General features: G+C 59.3%; 11 protein-coding genes and 2 pseudogenes. 7 read left to right on the top strand and 6 right to left on the bottom strand.

The genetic code is table 11. The annotated features are described in order from the left end of the window. Window positions 1-16 precede the first annotated feature (16 nt). From IB266_RS26650 to IB266_RS26640, 3 genes are all read left to right on the top strand, one after another. Window positions 17-205, top strand: a complete 189-nt coding sequence (locus tag IB266_RS26650) for a hypothetical protein (RefSeq protein ID WP_018607615.1) — start codon at window positions 17-19, stop codon at window positions 203-205. 190 nt (window positions 206-395) lie between these two features. Further along, window positions 396-1,106, top strand: a complete 711-nt coding sequence (locus IB266_RS26645) for a TorF family putative porin (RefSeq protein WP_060738696.1) — start codon at window positions 396-398, stop codon at window positions 1,104-1,106. Window positions 1,107-1,187: 81 nt separating this feature from the next. Next, window positions 1,188-2,054, top strand: coding sequence for a DUF6279 family lipoprotein (locus IB266_RS26640; protein ID WP_192263449.1), 867 nt, complete (start codon window positions 1,188-1,190; stop codon window positions 2,052-2,054). Window positions 2,055-2,209: 155 nt separating this feature from the next. Here the strand turns inward: IB266_RS26640 and IB266_RS26635 are convergent, their stop codons facing one another. Further along, the gene (locus tag IB266_RS26635; RefSeq protein WP_192263447.1) at window positions 2,210-2,602 is read right to left on the bottom strand and encodes a transcriptional regulator; all 393 of its coding nucleotides are present in this window, start codon (window positions 2,600-2,602) and stop codon (window positions 2,210-2,212) included. Window positions 2,603-2,789: 187 nt separating this feature from the next. On the opposite strand from IB266_RS26635, the gene IB266_RS26630 reads away from it, so the two are divergent. Then, window positions 2,790-3,521, top strand: a complete 732-nt coding sequence (locus IB266_RS26630) for a DUF899 domain-containing protein (protein ID WP_192263445.1) — start codon at window positions 2,790-2,792, stop codon at window positions 3,519-3,521. A gap of 272 nt (window positions 3,522-3,793) precedes the next feature. Here the strand turns inward: IB266_RS26630 and IB266_RS26625 are convergent, their stop codons facing one another. Both IB266_RS26625 and IB266_RS26620 read right to left on the bottom strand, forming a co-directional pair. After that, window positions 3,794-4,039 (bottom strand): HigA family addiction module antitoxin, encoded by a 246-nt coding sequence (locus tag IB266_RS26625; RefSeq protein ID WP_192263474.1) that lies wholly within the window; start codon window positions 4,037-4,039, stop codon window positions 3,794-3,796. A gap of 24 nt (window positions 4,040-4,063) precedes the next feature. Then, window positions 4,064-4,303: pseudogene (locus IB266_RS26620) on the bottom strand (BrnA antitoxin family protein); the annotation flags it as partial. A gap of 593 nt (window positions 4,304-4,896) precedes the next feature. On the opposite strand from IB266_RS26620, the gene IB266_RS26615 reads away from it, so the two are divergent. Together IB266_RS26615 and IB266_RS26610 are read left to right on the top strand one after the other, a co-directional pair. Further along, window positions 4,897-5,169, top strand: a complete 273-nt coding sequence (locus tag IB266_RS26615; RefSeq protein WP_192263443.1) for a hypothetical protein — start codon at window positions 4,897-4,899, stop codon at window positions 5,167-5,169. A gap of 52 nt (window positions 5,170-5,221) precedes the next feature. After that, window positions 5,222-5,380, top strand: a pseudogene (locus tag IB266_RS26610) (transcriptional regulator); the annotation flags it as partial. An 84-nt stretch (window positions 5,381-5,464) separates the two neighbouring features. Here the strand turns inward: IB266_RS26610 and IB266_RS26605 are convergent. Genes IB266_RS26605 through IB266_RS26595 form a run of 3 tightly spaced genes read right to left on the bottom strand, consistent with a single transcriptional unit; the run spans window position 5,465 to window position 20,634 of the window. Further along, window positions 5,465-5,857 carry a hypothetical protein gene (locus tag IB266_RS26605; protein WP_192263441.1) on the bottom strand — a complete coding sequence of 131 codons (393 nt, stop codon included), beginning with the start codon at window positions 5,855-5,857 and terminating at the stop codon, window positions 5,465-5,467. Then, entirely contained in the window at window positions 5,854-18,903 is a 13,050-nt protein-coding gene (locus tag IB266_RS26600; protein ID WP_192263439.1) for a filamentous hemagglutinin N-terminal domain-containing protein, read from the bottom strand. Before IB266_RS26600 ends, IB266_RS26605 begins: the two co-directional genes overlap by 4 nt. 24 nt (window positions 18,904-18,927) lie before the next feature. Further along, the gene (locus IB266_RS26595; protein ID WP_192263437.1) at window positions 18,928-20,634 is read right to left on the bottom strand and encodes a ShlB/FhaC/HecB family hemolysin secretion/activation protein; all 1,707 of its coding nucleotides are present in this window, start codon (window positions 20,632-20,634) and stop codon (window positions 18,928-18,930) included. Window positions 20,635-20,912: 278 nt separating this feature from the next. On the opposite strand from IB266_RS26595, the gene IB266_RS26590 reads away from it, so the two are divergent. After that, the gene (locus IB266_RS26590) at window positions 20,913-21,188 is read left to right on the top strand and encodes a hypothetical protein (RefSeq protein WP_192263435.1); all 276 of its coding nucleotides are present in this window, start codon (window positions 20,913-20,915) and stop codon (window positions 21,186-21,188) included. The last annotated feature ends 125 nt before the right edge of the window (window positions 21,189-21,313 follow it).

Below are 21,313 nucleotides of genomic sequence, written 5' to 3'. Positions count from 1 at the left end.
AATTATCTACAGGTTAATGGCCGTCATGCGCGTAAAAGCATCCAACAGCAAAGCAAAGCCAGCTCCAGCCGTTGAAACCAGCGAGTCGATCAACGACCAGATCGCTGCGTTCCTCAAGTCCGGCGGCGAGATCCAGCAAATTGCCAAAGGCGTCAGCGGCCAGACATTCGGCCCGTCCAAGCAGATCAGCCTGGGCAAGAAGTAACCTGCGCGTCACCTGGTCCCAAAGCGCTTTGAGCTTCGAAGCGCTTGGACTGGAACCCTCCCCCGCCCTATCCATTTCCCATGAATCGACGAACGGCCTTCGCTGCCGCTCATTCGCCGGTATCCTTGCACCTCTCTAGCTCAAGCGTTTCAGCTTAGTTCCTGCTCCTCGCTATTTCATGGAGTGAAGCATGCGTATTCCTATTGTTGCGCTGGCGATCAGCCTGCTGACGTGCTCCCTCGCCCAGGGGCAGGTGTTCCAACGCGAACTCGGCGACTTCGACCTCAAACTCGGCACCACCCCCAGCCGCAGCATGGCCCAGGGCCTGGTCACGCCGTCGAGCACCGGTTCGTTCCATGGAGGCCTGGACCTGAGCCACGACAGCGGTTGGTATGTTGGCCAGTGGTCACCCAGCGCCGGCGTGTCCGCTGATCTGGAGGTGGATTCCTACATAGGCTTTAAACAACCCTTCGACCAGACCCTGGGCTACGAAGTCGGCCTGATCCACTACAGCTACCCCACCGTCGATACCCTCGACAGCCAGGAGTTCTACGGCGGCCTGACCGTGCTCGGCAGCCGTTTCGGCGCGGCCCTGAGCAACGATCCGGACAAACAGAACAGCACGCTGTTCGCCGACCTGGGCGGCAACGTGCCGTTCGGCATTGGCATCAGCGCCAAATACACCACCCACCAGCTCAATACGCCGGTCTCGGTCGAGAACGGTTATGTAGGCAGTTTCAGCGACTGGTCGTTGAAAATTTCCCGTCCGTGGAAGGGCCTCGACCTGGACCTGATCTACAGCGACTCAAGCCTCAGCGGCAGCAGTTGCTCGGCGTATTCCGGCCACAACAGCGAATGCGACAGCCTGCTGACCCTCAAGATGGCCCATCCTTTTTACTAAGCGTTACGTATTCGATCGGCTGAACTGCTGCGTGCCTGCCATGCTCCAACAAAGCACCTACGCTTTTGCAAGGACTCGCTCATGTCGCGCTGGTTGACCCGCACCGCCCTGTTCATTGCCCTGCTGCTGACGCTGACCGCCTGCAGCCGCGTAGGCCTGGCCTACCGCAACCTCGACCTGATCATCCCCTGGACCCTCAACGATTACCTGGAGATCAAAGGCGAGCAAAAAGACTGGTTCAACGAACGCCTCAAGGAACACCTGACCTGGCACTGCACGACGCAATTGCCCGGCTACGTCGACTGGCTGGATCGCTTGAAAACCATGGTGCAAACCAATCAGGTGACCGACGAAGCCCTGCAACAACGGACCCAGGAAGCCAAGGCCGCCATCGCCGAAACCGCCCGGGCCATCACCCCCTCGGCCATCGAATTGCTGCAAGGCCTGAGTGACGAACAAGTCGACGACATGGACGCCTCTTTCGTCAAAGACCAGCGCAAACGCCAGCAGCAATACCTCAAGCCGACATTGCAGGAGCAGATCCAGGAGCGCAGCGAGCGCATGGTCAAACGCCTGAACGACTGGCTCGGCCCGCTCAACGACGCCCAGCGCCAGCGGGTGGTTGCCTGGTCCACTGCCCTGGGCGATCAGAACCAGCAATGGATCGCCAACCGCGCCCACTGGCAAAACCAGTTCAGCGAAGCCGTGGCCCAACGTCACAACCCTGACTTTCCCAAACGCATCGAGCAGTTGCTGGTCAACCGCGAAAGCCTCTGGACGCCCGCCTACCGCGAAGCCTTCAGCAAAACCGAAGCCCAGGCCCGCAGCCTGCTGGTGGACCTGATGGCCGAAAGCACCCCGCCCCAGCGCGAACGGCTGCTGAAGAAAATCGACGGAGTGAAGAAGGATTTCACTGATTTGAAGTGCCTGAAAGCAGCACGCTCTTAAAACCACTGAAGATCCAATGTGGGAGCGAGCTTGTGTGGGAGCGGGGCTTGCCCGCGATGCAGGCTACTCGGTCTATCAGGTGAACCGAGGTGATGCTATCGCGGGCAAGCCCAGCTCCCACACAAGCCGCTCCCACAGGGCTCAGCGCAGGCCTCTCAGGCAATCTGCGCCTTGGACGCCAAATCATCAAAAGTAAGCTCATCCAACGCATCTTCCTGCTCATCCAGCACCTGGCGCGGATGATCATTGCCCGGAATGCTGCTGTCGATCAGGCTCAACAACCGCGAGCCACGGGGCGTCAGCACGAAGTTCTCGCCATTACCGCCCTCTTCCTCCGGCCGCGGCTCGATATAGCCACGCTCCAGCAGTAATTTTTCATACTCCCCGGCGACCGCTTTCAGATGATCGAGGTTCTCGATCTCCTCACCCGCCGCCGCCTTCTGAGCCGCGTATTCCTCCGCATAAGGCCGAGGGGTAAAACTGTGGCCGGCGCCGTTCTGCACTTCGTGCAACAACTTTTCGATCAAGTCCCAGTTATAAGTCGTCATCCTGGTCCATCCTCTGAAGAGTGAGATGCCTACCTAGGTTGTGACCGAGGTGCCGCGCCGCCGTTCAGCCGGGTTTCCGGGTGGTCTCTGCCTTGAACCGACCAACGGCCTGTCGAATACATCGAAGGCCAAACGACCAGTTGCTGAAGCGCCCACTCAGCAGCTCTGCCATGCAGGAGAAATCACCATGAACGTAGAGAATCATCCGGTCGTCTCGCGGGAAGAATGGCTCGCCGCCCGCCGCCAACACCTGGCCCACGAAAAAGCCTTCACCCGCGAACGGGACAAACTCAGCGCCGAACGCCGCGCCCTGCCCTGGGTAAAAATCGACAAACCCTACCGCTTCCAAGGCCCCCACGGCGAACTGAACCTGGCCGACCTGTTCGGCGGCCGCAGCCAACTGATCGTCTACCACTTCATGTTCGGCCCTGGCTGGACAGAAGGCTGTGATGGCTGCTCGTTCCTGTCCGACCACATCGACGGCGCCAACCAACACCTGGCCCACCATGACGTGGCCGTGGTCGCCGTCTCCCGCGCCCCGTTCGCCGAGTTCCAGGCGTTCAAACGCCGCATGGGCTGGGCGTTCGACTGGGTCTCATCCAACGGCTGCGACTTCAACTACGACTTCGGCGTCAGCTTCAAAACCGAAGACACCGCCGGTGGAAAAGCCACCTACAACTACGAAAAAACCGACACCACCGAAGGCGAACTCCCCGGCCTGAGCGTCTTCTATCGCAACGAAGCCGGCGACATCTTCCACACCTACTCCACCTACGCCCGCGGCCTCGACATTCTGGTCGGCACCTACAACTACCTCGACCTGACGCCCAAGGGCCGCAACGAAGACGAAATCATGGACTGGGTGCGCCATCACGATAAATACGACGAGGCCAAGCCACACAGCTGCTGCCATGGCTGACCCCACCCCCAAGTCGAGCACAGCCCCCGTGGCGAGGGAGCTTGCTCCCGCTCGACTGCGCAGCAGTCGCCTTCTACGCCTGCCAGCGTAAATAACGGAGTAATGAAAGGATGGGCAACTGAGGGGCGCCTGTTTTCCAGACGAGAACCGGACCAAACTAGGTTTAAAAGACAAGCCGATCTCGATTGGTCTGTCTCAAATCCCCAACTCCGGCGATGTTTGGGGACGACTCAGGCGAAAGCGAGCTTTCTTACCCGCAACAAATCAACATGCTAACGAGCCACCCACAGATCATAAGCATCCTGCATCGCCAGCCAACTCTCCGGCGAGCGGCCAAGCGCTACAGACAACCGCAATGCCATTTCCGGCGAAACGCGGCTGGTGCCCTTCAAGACACGACTCAGTGTCGAGGGCGCTACATCGAGTTTTTCTGCCAACTCACGACCGCTGATGCCGTTCGGCTCTAGATAAATCTTGGTAATGAATTCCCCGGGGTGGGGAGGATTGCGCATGTACATCAGGGGTAATCCTCGTAGTCCAGGACGGGCCTGTATGTAATGGCGAAGAAGCTGATTGATGCATGCCTGATAACCCTCGCCCTGCCCCTTAAAGCACTCCAGCACATCGGCACCGAGGCAAATAGTAACCGCCTGCTTTACCGGCACACGCAGCTCGGCGCGACGGTAGAAACTCTCACCCAGTTCGGGGATATCGCTGGCGTCAATGTCCGCATCATTCAACTTGGCCAAGCGTCCCCAGTCAGTTTTCGACGCTTTCGACATAACGTATGGCCTCCTGTTTAGTGGCTTTTCGGAAGGAGATGATGCGGACACATTGATCCGCAGCTCGGTGTACACGACCCTGCCAATCATCGCTTTGATCAAGCCAATGGTTCGACGCAGGGCGCCTCTTTACCGAAGACTACTGTCGAAACCGTCCCTCTGAAATCAGACGCATCCCGTAAAAAAGTACGAAAGATCCTGCACAGACGTGGAAACCTCCTGCGAAACAGACGGACAGAATTACAGCAGGTCGTAGTGAAGGAAACGGGGGACTTGCTCCGCCATCGTAATGAAGTATGAAGAGACCAAGCCACATGGCTGCTGATACGGGTAAAACCCAATCCTTAGGCCGAGCATCGCTCCGTGGCGAGGGAGCTTGCTCCCGCTCGACTGCGCAGCAGTCGCCTGCGTCGCCTGACCCGCCGCGGTGCCAAAGCCGACTGAGGCAAGGCCAAAGGTCCTACACAAAGCTCGGAAAGTGATGTCTTGTGGCTCGGGAACGGGGCGGCCTATAGTCCCTCGTCGCCCTAAAAGGCGACCGGGTTTGGCGACCCGACTTACAGAGAGGCTCATTAATTTTCGAGGCTCTGACTATGACTAGATACATGCCCATCACTGGCATCGACTGCATCCCCACCGTCCTCCTCATCGACGCCGAAGCACCGCTCGACGTTCTCTTCGAAACTGCCGACTACCGCATTCGCACCGTGACCCAACTGCTGGAGAACATCGCGTTCCGCTCGGATATCAGCTCCGATACGGTGGTGCTTTCCGACTTCTGCAAAATGCTGACGATAGCGTTGCGCGATGGGTGTGATGTGATGGATGTGATTGGGAGGCGGTTGCGGGCGCAGGCTGCTGAGTAATGAAAACGGGCGACCTTTGAGTCGCCCGTTTCAAATGTATGGAGAGTACAAATTGACTGAGACTTTTACAGAATTTGACCCCGCAGAATACCTCTGTACTTCCGAGGCCGTTGCGGAGTTCATAAGCGATGCCCTGAAGACCGGCGATGCGAGCTATTTCGCCAAAGCGATGGAGATAGTCGCACGCGCCGAAGGGATGACCGAACTGGCCGGCTAATGGGTGTCCCCTTTTCCCGTTAAGTAAGTGCCATTCAAATCTGCCTTTTTTATGAATCTATAACCCTTTAATCCTCTTTTAAACAACCATACTTTTTTTATACACAACACCCTCTCCCTCATTGAACGCATAGACGCTATCAAATTGAAAAGAAAGGATAAAGCGCTCCGAAGTTCGCAAAGATAATTCCTCCATGACATATTTTATCTCGTTCCAACTCGACTCCAGTTCATGCAGGGGGCAATGAAATACCCCCATGACCCCTACCAGCCAATTCACGACCCACCCATCAGTAGCTAAGGCACTGGGCGGATCAACCATTTCGAAATAAAAGAAGCTATTTGAGTCGGAAAAATTTCCTTCTAACGAATTTTCCCCCACCGTTACAGCACTAGCAATTTTCTCCACAACATGCTGGATAGGCTCCAGTGTGGCGCCAGTTTCAATTTCCAGGAACATAGTGATAGTCATCGCTGGACCTCAATAACCCGTTTGCTGTCACCCTTCATAACAAACAATCGCTTCAGTTTATCAACAGGATTCACTTTCAACGCCTGCTCTATCGCTTCGATACTTAACGGTGAGTCCGCAAGATTGAGAACAATATTATCAGCTTGCTTTTGCACTTTATAAGCAACAGTTTTCAACACCGAGATGGCGCTCGTCGTAGTCGGTGAATATACATCTGCAAGTTCTCCATTTATCCGAAGATCAGGACGCGCTTCGCCTTTACTCCCTTGGTTGGGTAATTGTTCAACGTCATACCCAGCTTTTGCAAACTCTTTCGCAGCTTCATTCTGCCGCTGAATGGAACGAACCATATCTGGCGGAGCATTTGGTGGGGGAACTTCTGCCTCACCCTTCAATGAACCGATTTTAGGCAAGCCGCTTATCGCAGCCTCTGAGTCGGTTACGGCGCTCCAAGGATTGCTATTTTTGCCTGTAGACACCCCAGTACGGGTAGCCCTGGCTTCCAAAAACTTATCAAGAGCCGCCTGAACCCGAGGCGTAAGCCCTCCCTCAACAGCGCCAGGCCCCCGTGCGCCGCCAGAGCCAGGTATGACCAACGAAGCCAAGCTGACTGCGTTTTCCCACTGGTCGGTCACCTTGGCCAAGTTCGTCAAGTCGGTCAACGCACGCTCGGTCAATGTATCCTTGTACTGCGTGCAGGTCGCCGTCGTGCAGTTGAGGTCCTTCAATGCGGTCAGCCCGCCCTGAATCGAGGTCAGTAAGGATTTGGCAAAAGCACCACTGACAGCCTTCTCCGACCAATCGGTGATTTCGTTACTGATCTGTTCGTACTTCCCCCCCACCCATGTGTTTTTCTGGCAAGTCTCGTTGCTACCACAGGCGTTCATGTCCCCGACAAAATCACTCATGTCGTGGTGGTTGAGGTTGTTGTACTGGGTCGCATTGCCTGCCACGTACGTGCCTGTCTGCAGGGCATTGGCGTCATCGCCGGCGACAGCCGCAGCGGCCACAACGCCTAACAACTGAGAAGACATGAGCATCAGATGGTCGCGGTTCTCCGGACTCATCTGAGCCGCCATCCGCCGCAACTGGTTAGCGAACGTCTCGTTCACACCTGCTGCCATGGCACCAACAGCGAAGTCACTACCTGACGCTTCGGCGATCATCCCGCCTACCAGCGCGTGCAAGGCGATCTTCTCCGGGCTACCGGTCTTCAGGCCAAGGTTACCGGCCTGATCGAAGGAGTAAGCCGCCAAGGTGTTGTAGACGGCCGACTGGAGGATGCCCGCCAGCGTCACATCCCGGCCGAACGCTTTGGCAATTGCTGCCGCGGAGGCATTGTTGATCAACTGCTGACCCGCAAAATGGCTGACGGCTTCGATCGAACTTAAGTCAATTACCGTCTTGCCATTGACCTGCTTGGTCATGGTCATGTCGCCCAGATAGTTCTCGGCCACACCGGCTGTGATGGCTGCAATTGCGGCGTTGGTGAGGCCATCCTTGCTAAGAACAGCTTTATAACCGGCGCCTATATCTCCATTGTTGTTGATGGTCGCAACTGTACCGGTCGTTGCCAGGCTGGACGCTCCCGCCAAAGCCCAACCGCCGAGACCGGCACCTGCGGGGCCGAGCAAGACCGTCATCAGAATGGCAATTATCATCTGAGCCGCCGGGCCAAGACCGGAGTTCGCGTACTTGAAGCTGGTGTGTATTTCCTGCACTTGCCGCCAGTCGACACCGCCCTGCGCATCCAGCTCCTTGAGCCACGCCAGTTTTGGATCAGCCTTGACCATCGCATCGATGGACTCGGTCACTGTCTGCTTGTTGACCTGCCGCACATCCGCATGGATCTTGCCCACCGCATAAATCACCAGGTCACCCTGGGCGGTCAATTCACTCTGGCGAACGGTCTCGTCAGTGTGACCTTTACCTTTCATGCTGAACCAAGCAGCGCTGGACTTGCTCTTCTCGTGGCTTTCCTGATGCAAATCCTTCACAGATTCGAAAGTGATATCACCTCCGCTGGACACGTTAAGGTCATTGCCGCTGTTGAGTTTGGCTACTTGGTATCGCTGGTCACCACCACTCTCGATGGTCAGATCGCCCCCGGTAGTGATCTCGCTTCCGACATTGACGACCTTGGTCACCTCGTCGCGCTGTGTTTGCTTACTGCCCCAACTACCTTTTTTCTTCTTGTCATACAGCGAATAATCACTGTCCTGTGCAGCCAGCAGTTCAAGTTTGTCACCGGCTACCAGGTAGGCTTCGTCGCCAGCAGTGATGCGGGTCGAAATCAGCGTCATGTCCTTGCCGGCGTCGAGGGTAACGTCGCCACCCGCCGTCAAACTGCTACCAACCTGCTTGACGTGATCTTCTTGCGTCGTGAGTTTCTTGGACTTGGAATAGGAGTGGGTTTCATCCGCTGCGGAACTCAGCAGAATGTTTTCGACGGCAGTCATACCGATGTCACGCTTGGCGTCGATCTGACTGCCAATTTCGGCAATGTCTCGACCCGCACGGACAATCAGGTCCCGACCGACGTCGAGCGTAGAACCGTATTGAGTGATACTGGAGGTCTGCTTTCCGAGGTTTGCACTGTTGCGCTGTTCAGCGGTGACGATATTCACATCTCGACCAGCATCGATGCGTGTGTCTCGCCCACTATCGAGCACACCACCATTGCTGATGAAATCCCGCCCAGTATTGATACTCAGGTCATTTGCCGCCTCGATACGCGCGGCACTGTCGACAAACTCTCGATGCAGATGCGTGTTGTCACCGGTGGCGCCAACAGAACGCTCATTGATCACGTCTCCCAAGAGGGTGACCATGCTCACATCACGTCCAGCAATAACACCACCTGCCTTGTTAACGATGTTATTACCCGCCAACAGATCCAGCCGATCGCCCGCCTCAATCAACCCACTGTTGACCAGATCGTTGCCCGCCGAGGCACTGAGATTATTGGTCGCACGCAACGTACCGGCATTCGTCAGATCCTGACCAGCAATCAGCTTGACATCCGCCCCCTGAATCAACGCCCCGTTCGGCGCCAAACGATTATTCACCTGAGCCATGTACAACACCGGCACCAGCACTTTCTCGCCGTTCACCTCATGCTCTTCCAACCAGACAATGTCATGGGTCAGCGCCGCGACTTGTTCCGAAGTCAGCGTCACGCCCACCGACAAACCAAGCTCCTGTTTGCTGGCGATGGCGTTGTCCATCAGGTACTTGAACATCCCTTCATCGCTGGTCTGGCCGTCGATGAAGCGTTGGCCGGTGCGGGCGACTACCGCTTGCTGGATCAAGCGTTGTTCGTAGAGGCCGTCACCCAGGCGCTTGGCGCTCTGGTCGGGGTCGTAGTTGAGTTCGCCCAGCAAGTAGTCCGAGCTCATGAACGACTTGAGTTCAGTGAGCACGGGGTTGGTTTCGATCAGGTATTTCTGTGGATTGGATTTGAACGAGGTATCCGGCACACCTTGGACCCGCGCCACTGTCTGGCTGGACGCTGGGGTGGCAACCGCATTGCCCACCGTCGGGACGGCCTGGGCGGTTGGGATCAGGCTGGCGCCCGTGATATTGATCCTTTCCACTTGGGTCGCAACGCCCGTGCTGCTGTTGCGACTCGGCATTGGCAGGGAATGGCCGCCGTTTTCGATAGGCGCACTTGCATCAAGCGTGCGGGTATTCACGTCGCTGTCGGTGGCTTGGCGAGTGACTTGAGTCAGCTGCCGGTCAGCCGTGACCAGTTGCGCAGCCTCACCTATCTGCACGCTGCGAGCCTGGGTATCCGGCAGGTCCTGTTGTCGCTGGGCGGTGCTGATGGAATTGCTGGCCATGCTCCAGCTTTGCGGCGCGCTATTGGCCTGGGTCGCCTGTTGGGCCGAACCACCCTGACCGCTCAGACGAAACAGACCATTCTGCCCGGAAGGCAAGCTAAAGCCCGGCAGGGTCAGCGGGTTGAGCTGTTGTTGCGCGAGGTTGGGTGGGAGTTGTCCATTGATCTGTATGACCGCCGGTGTCACCTGGCCGCTGAGTTGGGTCGAGCCTACTTTGGAGGCACCGCTATTTAGAGTGACGCCTTCACGCACGACACTGTTGGTGAGGTTCTGAGTTGCATTGATGTGCACCGTTCCGCCGGCCTGTACCACGGCACTGGCGAAGTTCGAGGGACCGTTGTAGGTGATGGTGTTTTCGAAGAAGGCGGCGTTTTTGACAGCAGCAGGGGCGTCGGTACGCACCCCGTCGTTGTAGTGTGCCGGGTCAAGATTGTCAGGGCCGCCATCAACATGAACGATGCCAAAGGAAGTGTAGGGATTATCCCCGCGACCTCCAGGCTTCGAAATTACCGTGAACATGGACTCGACATCAGTAGCGCTCCAAGCATGCAAGCTGGGACGCTGGTATTGGTTATAGTAAAAGGGATCATTGGCGGCGTTGTAGTTCAGCACCGACTCCCAAAAGGCCATACTCTCATCGGCGTTGTGGGGTAAGTTGAATGAGCGTCGCACGCTGTAATCACCTACAGACGCTCCGCTGTTGGCGAATGTCTGCAGGCTGAGGGTCAAGTTGTCGCCGGCGCTAACCGTCGATGCCTGATTGAGAAAATCGCGCCCATTGGCCAGAAGATTTTTTCCGGCCGTCATGTTGGCTGACGCAGAATCCTGAACGATCTGAGACGTATAGTTTTCCACCCAGACCATGTAACCGTCTTCTTTGTAACCAACGTACGGAGCGAACTCTGCACAGGCGTAGCACTTAATCCCGATGTAGCCCGACACCAACCCACCCGTAGCCTCGAACACATCCTTGCGGTTCTCGATACGATCCGCCGCCAGGTTCAAGTCGCCGCCGCTTTCAATCGATGCCGAGATATTGGCAATCGAAGCGCTCCAGGCGTTGCTGTCATCGCGACTGATGCTGATATTGCCCGTGCCATAGACGTCGGCAAAACGGTTGGTGAAGTCGTTGACGCGCAGCGCCATGTCCGCGCCGCTGAAGATCAAGCCGTTCTGGTTGAGCAGGCTGGACGCGACCAGGCGCAGGTTGCCGCCGCTGCCCAGCGTCCCGTAGTTGTTGATTGAGCCGGCATTGACGGTCAGGGCGGAGGCGGCAGTCATGCGGCCGTAGTTGTTGAGTTGCCCATTGATCTTGAGCGTGGCGTCTGCCCCGCTGGCAACGCTGCCCGTGCTGCCCAGATTCATGGAGGCTGCGCTCAGGGCCAGGTTGCCCAGGCTGCTGTAGCGCCCGTTGCCACCATAACTCCCTCCCAACACCAGACTGATCGAACCATCACTGGCAATCAGCCCATCGTTACTCCAATTTTCCCCATCCCCCTCCAGGCTGGTAGAAGCCAGCAACTGCCCAGTCCCGGTCTGTGTCAGGTTGTCCACATTGACGGTCAGTCGCCCGGCCTGGATGACGCTGCTGTTGGTCCAGTTTTTGGCAGTCAGCGTCAACCCGCCACGGGTGACGAGGCTGCCGCCGGCGTTGGTCAGGTTGGCGGTGGAGATATCAAAGTCGCCGCTGCCCACATGCAACAGACTGCCGCCCAGGTTCTGGAAGTTGGCGGCGTTGAGGATCAGGCCATTGTTGGCGGTTTCCAGCGTGCCATTGCGGTTATCGAACAGGCCGCCAATCTGAAAGTTGGTCGTACCGCTCCCACCCAAGGCACGCAACTGCCCGGTCTGGTTATCCAGGCTCGCGGCCTTGATCGCCAGGGTGCTGTCACTCTCGATAATCCCCTGGCGGTTGTTCAACGCGCCGGTGAGGTCCAGGTCGATCTGGCTGCCGGCGATCTGGCCGTCGTTGTCGCCACTGTTGTCGAAATCGTTGGCGCTGACGTTGACCTTGCCTTTGGCATAGAGGCCGCCGTTGCGGTTGTCGAAATTGCCGGTGGTGACGGTGGCATCGCCGGTCTGTGCGGAGATGCGCCCGCCGTAGTTGTCGAGGCCGCCGCGTGCGGTCAGGTTCAGGCGCTGGGCCTGGGTGATGCCGCCCTGGCGGTTGTTGTTCAGGTCGTAGCCGTTTTTCAGCACGCCGGTCAGTTGGGTGGTGAGCATTCCTTGCAGGCTGGCGAGGACGCCGCCACGGTTATCGAAATGGCGACCCGTTGCGCTCACATCGCCGGCCTTGGCTTGGATTCGACCGCTCTGGTTATCGATGTCCGTATCGACAGTGAGTTTCAACCCTCCTTGGCTTTGCACCACACCCTTGCCGTTGGTAAGGCTGGCCGCGTCGATTTCCACGCCGCCGTTCTGGCTGTAGATCAAGCCATCGGCATCATTCTGGACGGCGCCGGAGGTATTCAGGACCAACAAATCATTGGCCGCGACGGTGCCGCGATTGCGGTTGTCCAAGCCACTGGTGAGCAAGGTCAACAGGCCTTGGCTGGCGATCTGGCCGCCCTGGTTGTTGATCTGCGTGGCGCGCTCGACCCGCAGCGGGCCGGCGCTGGCGAGCTTGCCATTGGTGTTGGTCAGGGCGCCGAGTAAATCCAGGGTCACGGCGGCGTTGCCGATCAGGTTGCCGCCGCTGTTGTCCAGGCTGGTGCCGGTGAAGCTCAGGGCTTGTTGTGCATTGAGGGTGCCGCTGACGTTGCCCAGGGTCATGGCGTTCATGACCAGAATGGCGCCGCTGTCGATCAAGCCGCCTTGGGCGTTGTTCAGCAAACCGCCAGTGACGGTCAGGGTCTGGTCGCCGCCGCTGGACAGAATCCCGCCCCGGTTATCCAGGCTGGTGGCGCTGACAGTGAGTTTTTTCTGGCCGACCAGAGCACCGGCAGCGCTGTTGAGCAGTGCCCCGCTGAGGGTGACGCCGACGTCTCCATTGCGGCTGGAGAGCGTGCCGTTGTTGCGGTTGTCGAGATTGGAGCTGTTGACCTGCAGCCCTTGCCATCCAGAAATCAAACCGTTCTGGTTGACCAGGCTATCGCCATCAAGGCTCAGGTTCTGACTGCTGATCAGCTTGCCGCCGCTGTTATCGATCGTCTGGCCGCTGAGGTTGAAGCTCTGGCTACTGGAGATTTCGCCACCCTGGTTATCAAGGTTGCGCAGGCCGTTGACGGTCAGCAAACCTTTGGCGGTGATCAGGCCGTTGCGATTGTTCAGGTCATGACCGCCGAGGTTCAGCGTCACGGCTTGTTCACCCAATAGACGTCCACCGTTTTGGCTGAGCGCGGCCAGGGTCAGGTTCAGATCGCCTTTGGCCGACACTTCGCCGCCGTCGCTGGAGTCCAACGAATCGGCGCCGAGGGTGAGTCTGGATTGGGCATTGATCAGGCCGTTGGCGCTGTTGTTCAGGGCCATGGCGTTGAGGACCAATGCACCGCCCGCCAGCACGCTGCCACCCTGGTTGTTCAAATTGCCGCTGTTGAGTGTCAGCAACTGCGCAGCGCTGATCAGGCCTTGGGCCTGGTTGTCTAATTGTTGGCCAACCGTCAGGTCGAGCTTGCCACGACTGGTCAGGGTGCCGCCGTTGTTGTTCAGGCTTTGCGCAACGGTATCGACGCTGGCCGCGCCGATCAGGCCTTTGACGTTGTTGAGCGCCTGGACGACGCGTAAGGTCAGGCCTTGGTTGCTGAGCAACCGGCCACCGTCGTTGTTGAGGTTTTGCGCCGTCAGAGTGAAGGCTTGAGCGCTGGAAATTTCACCGCCCTGGTTGTTCACGCCGTTGAGGTTTTTCAGCAGCAACGTACCGGGGGCGTTGATCAGGCCGTTCTGGTTGTTGAGCTGGCCGTTGTTCATGTCCAGGCTCAGCGAGGTGTTGCTGAACAGCTGGCCGCCCTGTTGATCCAGGCCGGAAACCGAGGCAGTCAGTGCGCCCTGGCTGCCGATGCGGCCGCCGTCCTGGTTGGTGACCTGGGCCGCATTGAGGTTCAGCGTGCTGCCGCTGTTGAGGCGTCCGTTCTGGCTGTTGTCGAACGCGCCGGTAGAGACGTTCACCGCGCCTTTACCGCTGATGCTGCCCTGCTGACGGTTGTCCAGCGCCGTGCTGGTGAGCAGCAACGCGCCGTCGGTCACCAGTTCGCCGCCTTGGTTATCGAGGCGGCCCAGGCTTTTAACGGTGAGGTTGGCGGCGCTGGACAGGCTGCCGTCGGTGTTGGTCAGGTTGGCGGCGCTGACGTCCAGAGTGCCTTCGCTGCTGATTTGACCCTGGGTGTTGATCAGGTCGCCACTGAGGTCGATGCGTTGGTTCTGCTGGCTGACCAGATAGCCGCCGCTGTTGTCCAGGGAACTGCCCTCAAGGCTCAATTGCGTCTTGGCACTGAGCAAGCCTTTGGTCCGGTTGAGCAGCTTGTCCACGGTGAGCTTCAGCGCCTGCCCAGCGAATACCTGGCCACTGTCGCTGTTATCGAGGTTTTTGCTCACCAGTGTGACGTCGGTGCTACCGCTCAGCTCGCCGCCGCGGTTGTCGAGGTCGTCAACGTTGATATCCAGCGCTTTTGTAGCACCGATCAAACCGGCCTGGCGGTTGTCCAGGCTCGACGCTTGCAACGTCAGGTCCGTGGTGCTGACCAACGTGCCTTGACGGTTGTCCAGCGCGGTGACGGTAGCGTTGAGCCCGGCTTTGCCGGCGATGTTGGCGGCACGGTTGTCCAGGCGATCAGCGTTCAACGTCAGCGCGCCGTCGGCGATCAGCGAACCGCGCTGGTTGTCGAGCAGCGTATCTACGTTCAAATCGAGCTGATCGCGACTGCTGATCAGGCCATCGCTGTTATCCAGGCTGGCGCTGTGGCTGTCCACGGACGCGGCCGAGATGATCCCTTTGGCGTTGTTCAGGGCCTGGGCTGTCCTCAGGACCAGGCCTTGATTGCTGAGCAGTTTGCCGCCGCTGTTATCGAGATTCCGCGCCGCCAGGGTGAATGCTAGCCGGCTGGAAATTTCACCACCCTGGTTGTTGACGTCCTTGAGATTACTCAGCAGCAACAGGCCCGGGGCGTTGATCAGGCCGCCCTGGTTGTTCAACTGGCCCTGGTTCATGTCCAGGCTGACGCTGGTGTTGCTGAACAACTCTCCTTGCTGTTGATCCAGCCCGGTGACCGATGCGCTCAAGGCCTGGCTGCTGGCGATACGGCCGGCGGCGTTGTTCACCTGAGCGGCGGTGAGCTTGAGGGTGTTGCCCGAGGTCAGGCGCCCGCCCTGGCTGTTGTTGAGAGCGCCGGTGCTGACTTGGGTGGCGGCGCTGCCCGAGACCAGGCCTTTCTGGCTATTGTCCAGGCTGGCGCTTTTGAGGCTCAGGCCAGCGTCGGTGCTGATGGAGCCGCCCTGGTTGATCAACCCATCCTGGCTGACAATCGACAATGCGCCGGCACTGCCGAGGCTGCCGGCGGTGTTATCGAGGCTGCCGGCGTTGACAGTCAGTTCACCTTCGCTGCTGATCAGGCCTGTGTTATTCAACAATGCGTTGTCGAGTGTGATCACCAAAGCATTCAGGCTACTGAGTGCGCCACCGCTGTTGTCCAGCGTATTGCCCGTGAGCGTGAGGCGGCCTTGGGCGTGGATCAGGCCCTTGGTCTGGTTGATCAGTTGCGCAACTTTCAATTCAAGCGCGCTGCCAGCAATCAGTTTGCCGCCGTCGCTGTTGTCCAGGCGTTGAGCGCCAACCTTGACGTCCAGCCCTGCGGACAGTTCGCCCGCCTGGTTATCGACCTGCCCAACCTGCAAATCCAGCGCTTTTGTGGTGCCGACCAAGCCACCGTTGCGGTTATCCAGAACGCTGCCGGTCAGGCTCAGGTTGCCTTGTGAGACCAGCGCGCCGCCCTGCTGTTGCAAGGTATCGATCAGCGCGGTGAGGTCGGTTTGGCTGGAGATGCGGCCAAGGGCGTTTTGCACCTCATTGGCCTTCAAGTTCAGCGGGCCGACGCTGCTCAGCAGGCCACCGCGGTTGTCCAGCCGCGTGACTTCGACACCGACGCCGGCCTTGCCGGTGATGATCCCGTTGTTACGGTTGTCCAGTTGCGCGACCGTCAGTTGCAACGCTTTGTCGGCGCGGATGTTGCCGCCACGGTTGTCGAGGGAATCGCTGCGCACGGTCAGCAGGTCGACCCCGGTGAGACGACCGCCGCGGTTGTCGAGGCTACCGGTTTGCAGATCAAGTGCGCCCTTGGCGATCACTTCGCCCTGGCTCTGGTTGTCCAGCAGGCCGCTGATGCGTGCGCTCAGGCTGCCGTCGCTGATCACCTGACCGGCGTTGCCGTTGTTCAGGCTCGCGGCCTGGAAGTCCACGACCTTGCCCGAACCGAGCACGCCCTCGCGGTTGTCCAGCGCGCCGCCAAGGCTGATGTTCAAGGCGTTATCGCCCAGTACCTGACCGTTGCGGTTGTTCAGGGTCATCGCGTTGAGCCGGGTCAGGCCGGCGCTGGAAATTTCGCCTTCCAGGTTGGTCAACGTTGCGTCGACGTTCACGCTCAGGTCGGCGTCGCTGCTCAAGGTGCCGCTGCTGTTGTCCAGGCTGGCGGCGCGCACGGCAAGGCCATTGGCCGAGACCAATCCTTGGGCGTTGTTCAACGCCTGGGCGATGGTCAGGTTGAGGCCCTGCTTGCTGACGACCTTGCCAGCGCTGTTGTCCAGGCTGTTTGCATTCAGGCTGAAGGCTTTGTCGCTGGAGATCTCACCCTCGCGGTTGTCCACGGCGGCGAGGTTGTTCAACAGCAGCGCGCCGGGGGTGCTGATCAGCCCGCCCTGGTTGTTCAATTGCCCATGGTTGAGGTCGAGGGAAAGGCTGGTGTTGCTGACCAATTGGCCATTCTGTTGCTCCAGCCCGGTGACGCTGGCATTCAGGGCCTTGGCACTGGCGATGCGACCGGAGGTGTTGTTCACCTGACCGGCCTTCAGCAACAGCGTGTCACCGCTGATCAGGCTGCCACTCAGGTTGTTCAGGGTCGCGGCGCTGTCGATGCTCAACGCACCGATGCTGGTCAGTTGGCCCGCATCGTTAGTGATCCCGGCGGCTTTGACACTGGCGGTGGCGTCGCTTTTGAGGCTGCCCTGGGCATTGAGCAGTTGCCCGCGCAGGTCCAGGTCCATCCCTTGCTGGGCATAAAGCGAGCCCTGGCGGTTGTCCAGTTGCCCGGCATTGACAGCCAGGGCGCCTCGGGTGGAGATCAACCCTTGGCTCTGGTTGGTCAGGCGCTCCAGGGTCAGGCGCAAGTCGCCGTAGGCAATCAGTTTGCCGCTGTTGCCGTTGCTCAGCTCGGTGCCGGTCAGCGCCAGGACACCCTGGCTCGACAGCTCACCGCCGCGGTTATCCAACGTGCCTACGGTGAGGCTGGCAGCCTGGCTTGTGGTGACGATGCCGCTCTGACGGTTGTCCAGGCTCGCCGCGTTGAGGGTCAGCAGTCCGGCCGAGGACAGCAATCCCGCCTGATTCAGCAATTGCGCCGAAATGCGGGCGGTGAGCGCACCGTCACTGAGCAAACGGCCTGCGGTGTTATCCAGCGACGCAGCGCTGAGCTGCACGCTCTTGCTTGAAGTGAGCCGGCCGCTGCGGTTGTTCACTTGGCGTCTGGCGTTGATATCCAACCCCTGCCCTGCCGCGACCAGACCCGCTACGTTGTCCAGCGAAGCAACGCGCAACGTAACGCCGCTCAAGCCGGTGAATTCGCCACCGTTGTTATTCAACTGCCTGACATTGGCCGTCAGGTTGCCGTTGCTGCTGACGGCACCCTGGGTATTGAGGAGTGTGTCGGCGGTGACGTTCAACGTATTGCTACTCAGCAGCCGCCCTTTGCTTTGGTTGTCCAAGGTCGCGGCGTTGACCGTGGCGGTCTGCCCGGCGCTCAGCGTCCCACCCTTGTTGCTCAGCGTCTGCGCAACGTCGACTGTGAGGTTACGGCTGGCAACGACGCTCTTACCGTTGTTACTCAGACTCTGCGCCTCCAGGCTCACATCCCCCGCCGCATTACGGGTGTTATTCGCATTGACCCCGGCCTCAATAATGCCGTTGTTGGTCAGTTGCCCACCCGCGCTCAGGGTGATGCTGTCCCGCGCCGCAAGACTCTGCTGGTTGCTCAGGTTGCCCTGGGTCTGGGCCTTCAATGTGGTGCCGGCGTAAACCGGTCCTTGGGCATCAAGGCTCGCGGCTTTGACGTTGACCGCGCCGGTGGCCGAGGTCTGCGCCAGGCTCAGGTGGCCGTTGGCATCCAACTGAATATCCCCGCCACTGGCAATCAACTGCCCGTCCAGCTTCACCCCGACACCGGCCTCGGTGCCCACCAGCCTGATCGCGCCGGCGTACATCCCGCCCAGAGCCGAGGAGTCGATCGCCAACTGCGGCTTGGCGCTGCCGTCGTTGGCGCGGGCTGTAGCGCTCAAAGTGTCAGCGTCGACATCATTGCGGCCGGCAACAATCGTCAGGTTTTTCGCCTGGATCTCAGCGTTGATCTTGGCGCTGCGAGTGATGATTTCGAAACTGTCGACGTTGTTGGCGTTGAGGCCCGCGCCTTCGATGGCGACGCTGCCCTGATCGACCTGATAGCGCCCCACCTGGCCGTTTTCGATGATCGGCTTGCCCGTGGTCAGGGTCGCCTTTGGGGTATTGATGAAACCGCAGCCGTTACAGGTAATGCCGTAGGGGTTGGCCACGATCACACGGGCCGATTGCCCGGCCACTTCGGTGTAGCCGCGCAACTGGCTGGGGTTGCCGCCGTTGACTTCATTGAGGATGGTGGTGGCGGCCGTGCCGTTGAGGTTCGGGTTGCCGATAATGATCCCGCCCAGTTGCGTGGACTGGGTGCGGGCGGTGGCGTTGTTGAGGATCACGCCGTTGCTGCCGACGTTGTAGTCGCTGAACTGGTTGTGGGACAGACCGCTGCCGTTGGGTTTGGCGATGTTGACGATAGGCACACCATTGCCTGCCTGGCTGAGGCCCGTGCCCGGTGCGCTGACCACAATGCCTTCGGCCTGGGCCCACATCGGTTGCCAGAACATGACGTTGGCCAGCAGGAACGCCAGGCCACGCTTGGGCATGCCCCAGAAGCGGTCACGGGCTTGCAGGGCTGCGGAAGGTTGGCGGGCCAGGAAGGCGTGTTGGCGGTCGTCCATGTTCAGGTCTCGTTGCAGCAAAATTTAGAGGAGTACGTCCACGCGGAAGTAGATCGGCGCTTCGCGCTCGGTCAGGGCATCCGGGCGTTCCAGGGAGTGGGCGAAGGTGACGCTGGCGCTCAGGTGCTCACCACGGGCGAACAGCTCCAGCGAGTTGCTCGACATACGCCCGTGCTGGCCGCCGTTGTAGCGGTCGCCGCGAATCACGCCCTGGTCATAGCCGAGGCTGGTGCCGTATTCGGCGAACACCGGGCGCAGCCACTCCAGCGCTACCGGGCGGCTCCAGCGCAGGTCGTTGCGCCAGTAGCCGCCGCTGTCGCCGGACAGTGATTGGTCCTTGTAGCCACGGATCGACGATTGCCCGCCCAGGCTCATGCGCTGCGGGCTGAACAGCACGTCCTCGCTGCGCTGGCCGGTCATCAGACTGCTGAAGCTGAAGGACTCGTCCCACAACTTGAAAGGCTGCAGGTAGCTGGCGGTGGCGGTGTACTTGCGATAGCGCGCATCCGGTACGCCAGGGCCCGGGTCGTGATCGCCCTGGGCGTCCAAGGCACCGATGCCCTCCTGCATGCCCAGGTCGAGGTTGACGAAAGCACTGCCGACTCGCCGTCCGTGGTTGATCCCGAACTGCGCCTCGCTGATGCGATTGCTGCTCTCGCGAAGCTTGCTGTCTTCGATGAAGTTGTTGGTGCGCAGGTACGAAAGACCGGTGTTGAGGGAAGTCTTGCTCAGCGCATCGCGATGGATCACCCGCTCGACCCGCAACTGATGGTTCTGGCTGTCGCCGGTCTGCTTGAAGTTGAAACCGTTGGCCGGGATTTGCGAGCGGTATTCGCTCTGGCTGTAGGTGTAGCTGACGTTCCACCAGCCCCAAGGCAGGTTGTAATAAAGCATGGCGTTGTTGGAGGTGTGCTGGTGGTCGGTCATGGCGTCATGACCGCCGCGCAACATCAACTGGTCGGCTAGGCCCAGCGGGCTGTCCCACTCGAAACTGCTGCCCCACTGCTGCTCGCCGGTGCTGCGCTGGCCGTCGTTGCTGCGCGACAGACCGGCGCGCCAGGGCTTTTTCGGCTCGTTGGTGACATTTACTTCACTGCCACCGACTTCCTGGCCTGGGGTCAGCTCCATCTTGGCCTGATTCGACGGCAGGCGATTGAGCTGATCCACCATCTGCTCGATCTCCCGCAGGTTGACCAGGTCACCGGCCTTGCCGGGAAAAGCCATCGCCAGTTCACGCTCCGATAGCTTGCTGTTCTCGGCCCCCTTCAGGCCTTCGAGTCGCCCTTCCACCACCAGCACGCTCAGATTTCCACCGGACAGGTCCTGCTGCGGCAGATAAGCACGGCTGGTGACCAGCCCCTTTTCGATGTAGTGATCGGTGATGACTTTGAGCAGTTCGTTAAGCTGCGGCACACCCAGGCATTGGCCGATGTAGGGCTTGAGCAGATGCTCTCGCTCGCTGGCGGAAAGACTGTTGGCGCCTTTGAGTTCGATGGTCTTGATGGGGAAGCAACGGGTATCGACAGGTGCGGTCGGCTGGGCCGGCTTCGCCTCCTGGCCGGGCAGGTCCTTGAGTTCCTCCAGGCGACGACGCTGCTCTTCGAGCAAACGGTTCTGTCGCTCGCGAATCAGGTCCGTGTCGCCTGGAGTGGGTGCGGCGTGAGCCAGGGTCAGCGGAGAAAGGCACAGCAAAGCCACGCACAACCTCGCCCAAAAGACGGGTGAGGACATGTTCGATCCCTCGAGTAAAAGTGATATCAAAATAGCGGCGCGATATTAGTTAGCCATCATTTTGACGTCAACTATTTGCCTGAGTTTTGAGGCTACTATTGGATCCGTTCGTCTGAAATCAGCCCCCTCTCGTGCGCCGGTATGAAAGATCCGGTACAGGGCTGGAAATCTCCTACGAAACGAACACACAGGCCCTCACAGCCTCTAGCAAATGAACTTTCCGACCAACGCCGGCCTCAACCCATTACCTGCCCAATAAGGAATACGAGGCCCACCCCATGAAGACTTTCCTGAAACTCACCCTCGCCACCGCCCTGACCTGCGCCCTGCCCGCCTGGGCCACTTGCACGCCAGAGGAAGCGACCGCCAAGCGTGAACAACTGGCGCAGGAAGTGACCAAGCTCACCGAACAGAACCCAACCAAGGCCAAGGAAATGAATGACGAGCTGCAGGCCATGGACCTGGAGACCGCCAGCAAGGATGTGCCGGATAAGTGCCAGTTGATCGATAAGCGTCTGCAAGAGTTGAAGCAAGCAGAGAAGAAGGCTGGGTGATTAGCCACAGCCGAGCACAGCCTGCTTTTGTGGCGAGGGTACATTCGTGGGAGCAAGGCTTGCCCGCGATGAAGGCGATGCGGTCTTTCAGAAATCGAGGCGTCTGTGTCGCGAGCAAGCTTTGC

Origin of the sequence: Pseudomonas sp. Pdm06, from assembly GCF_014851795.1 — a bacterium.
In the GTDB taxonomy this organism is placed as follows: domain Bacteria; phylum Pseudomonadota; class Gammaproteobacteria; order Pseudomonadales; family Pseudomonadaceae; genus Aquipseudomonas; species Aquipseudomonas fluorescens_AA.
Note: the sequence above shows the minus strand (reverse complement) of the source record. Positions and strands in the feature narration are given on the sequence as shown.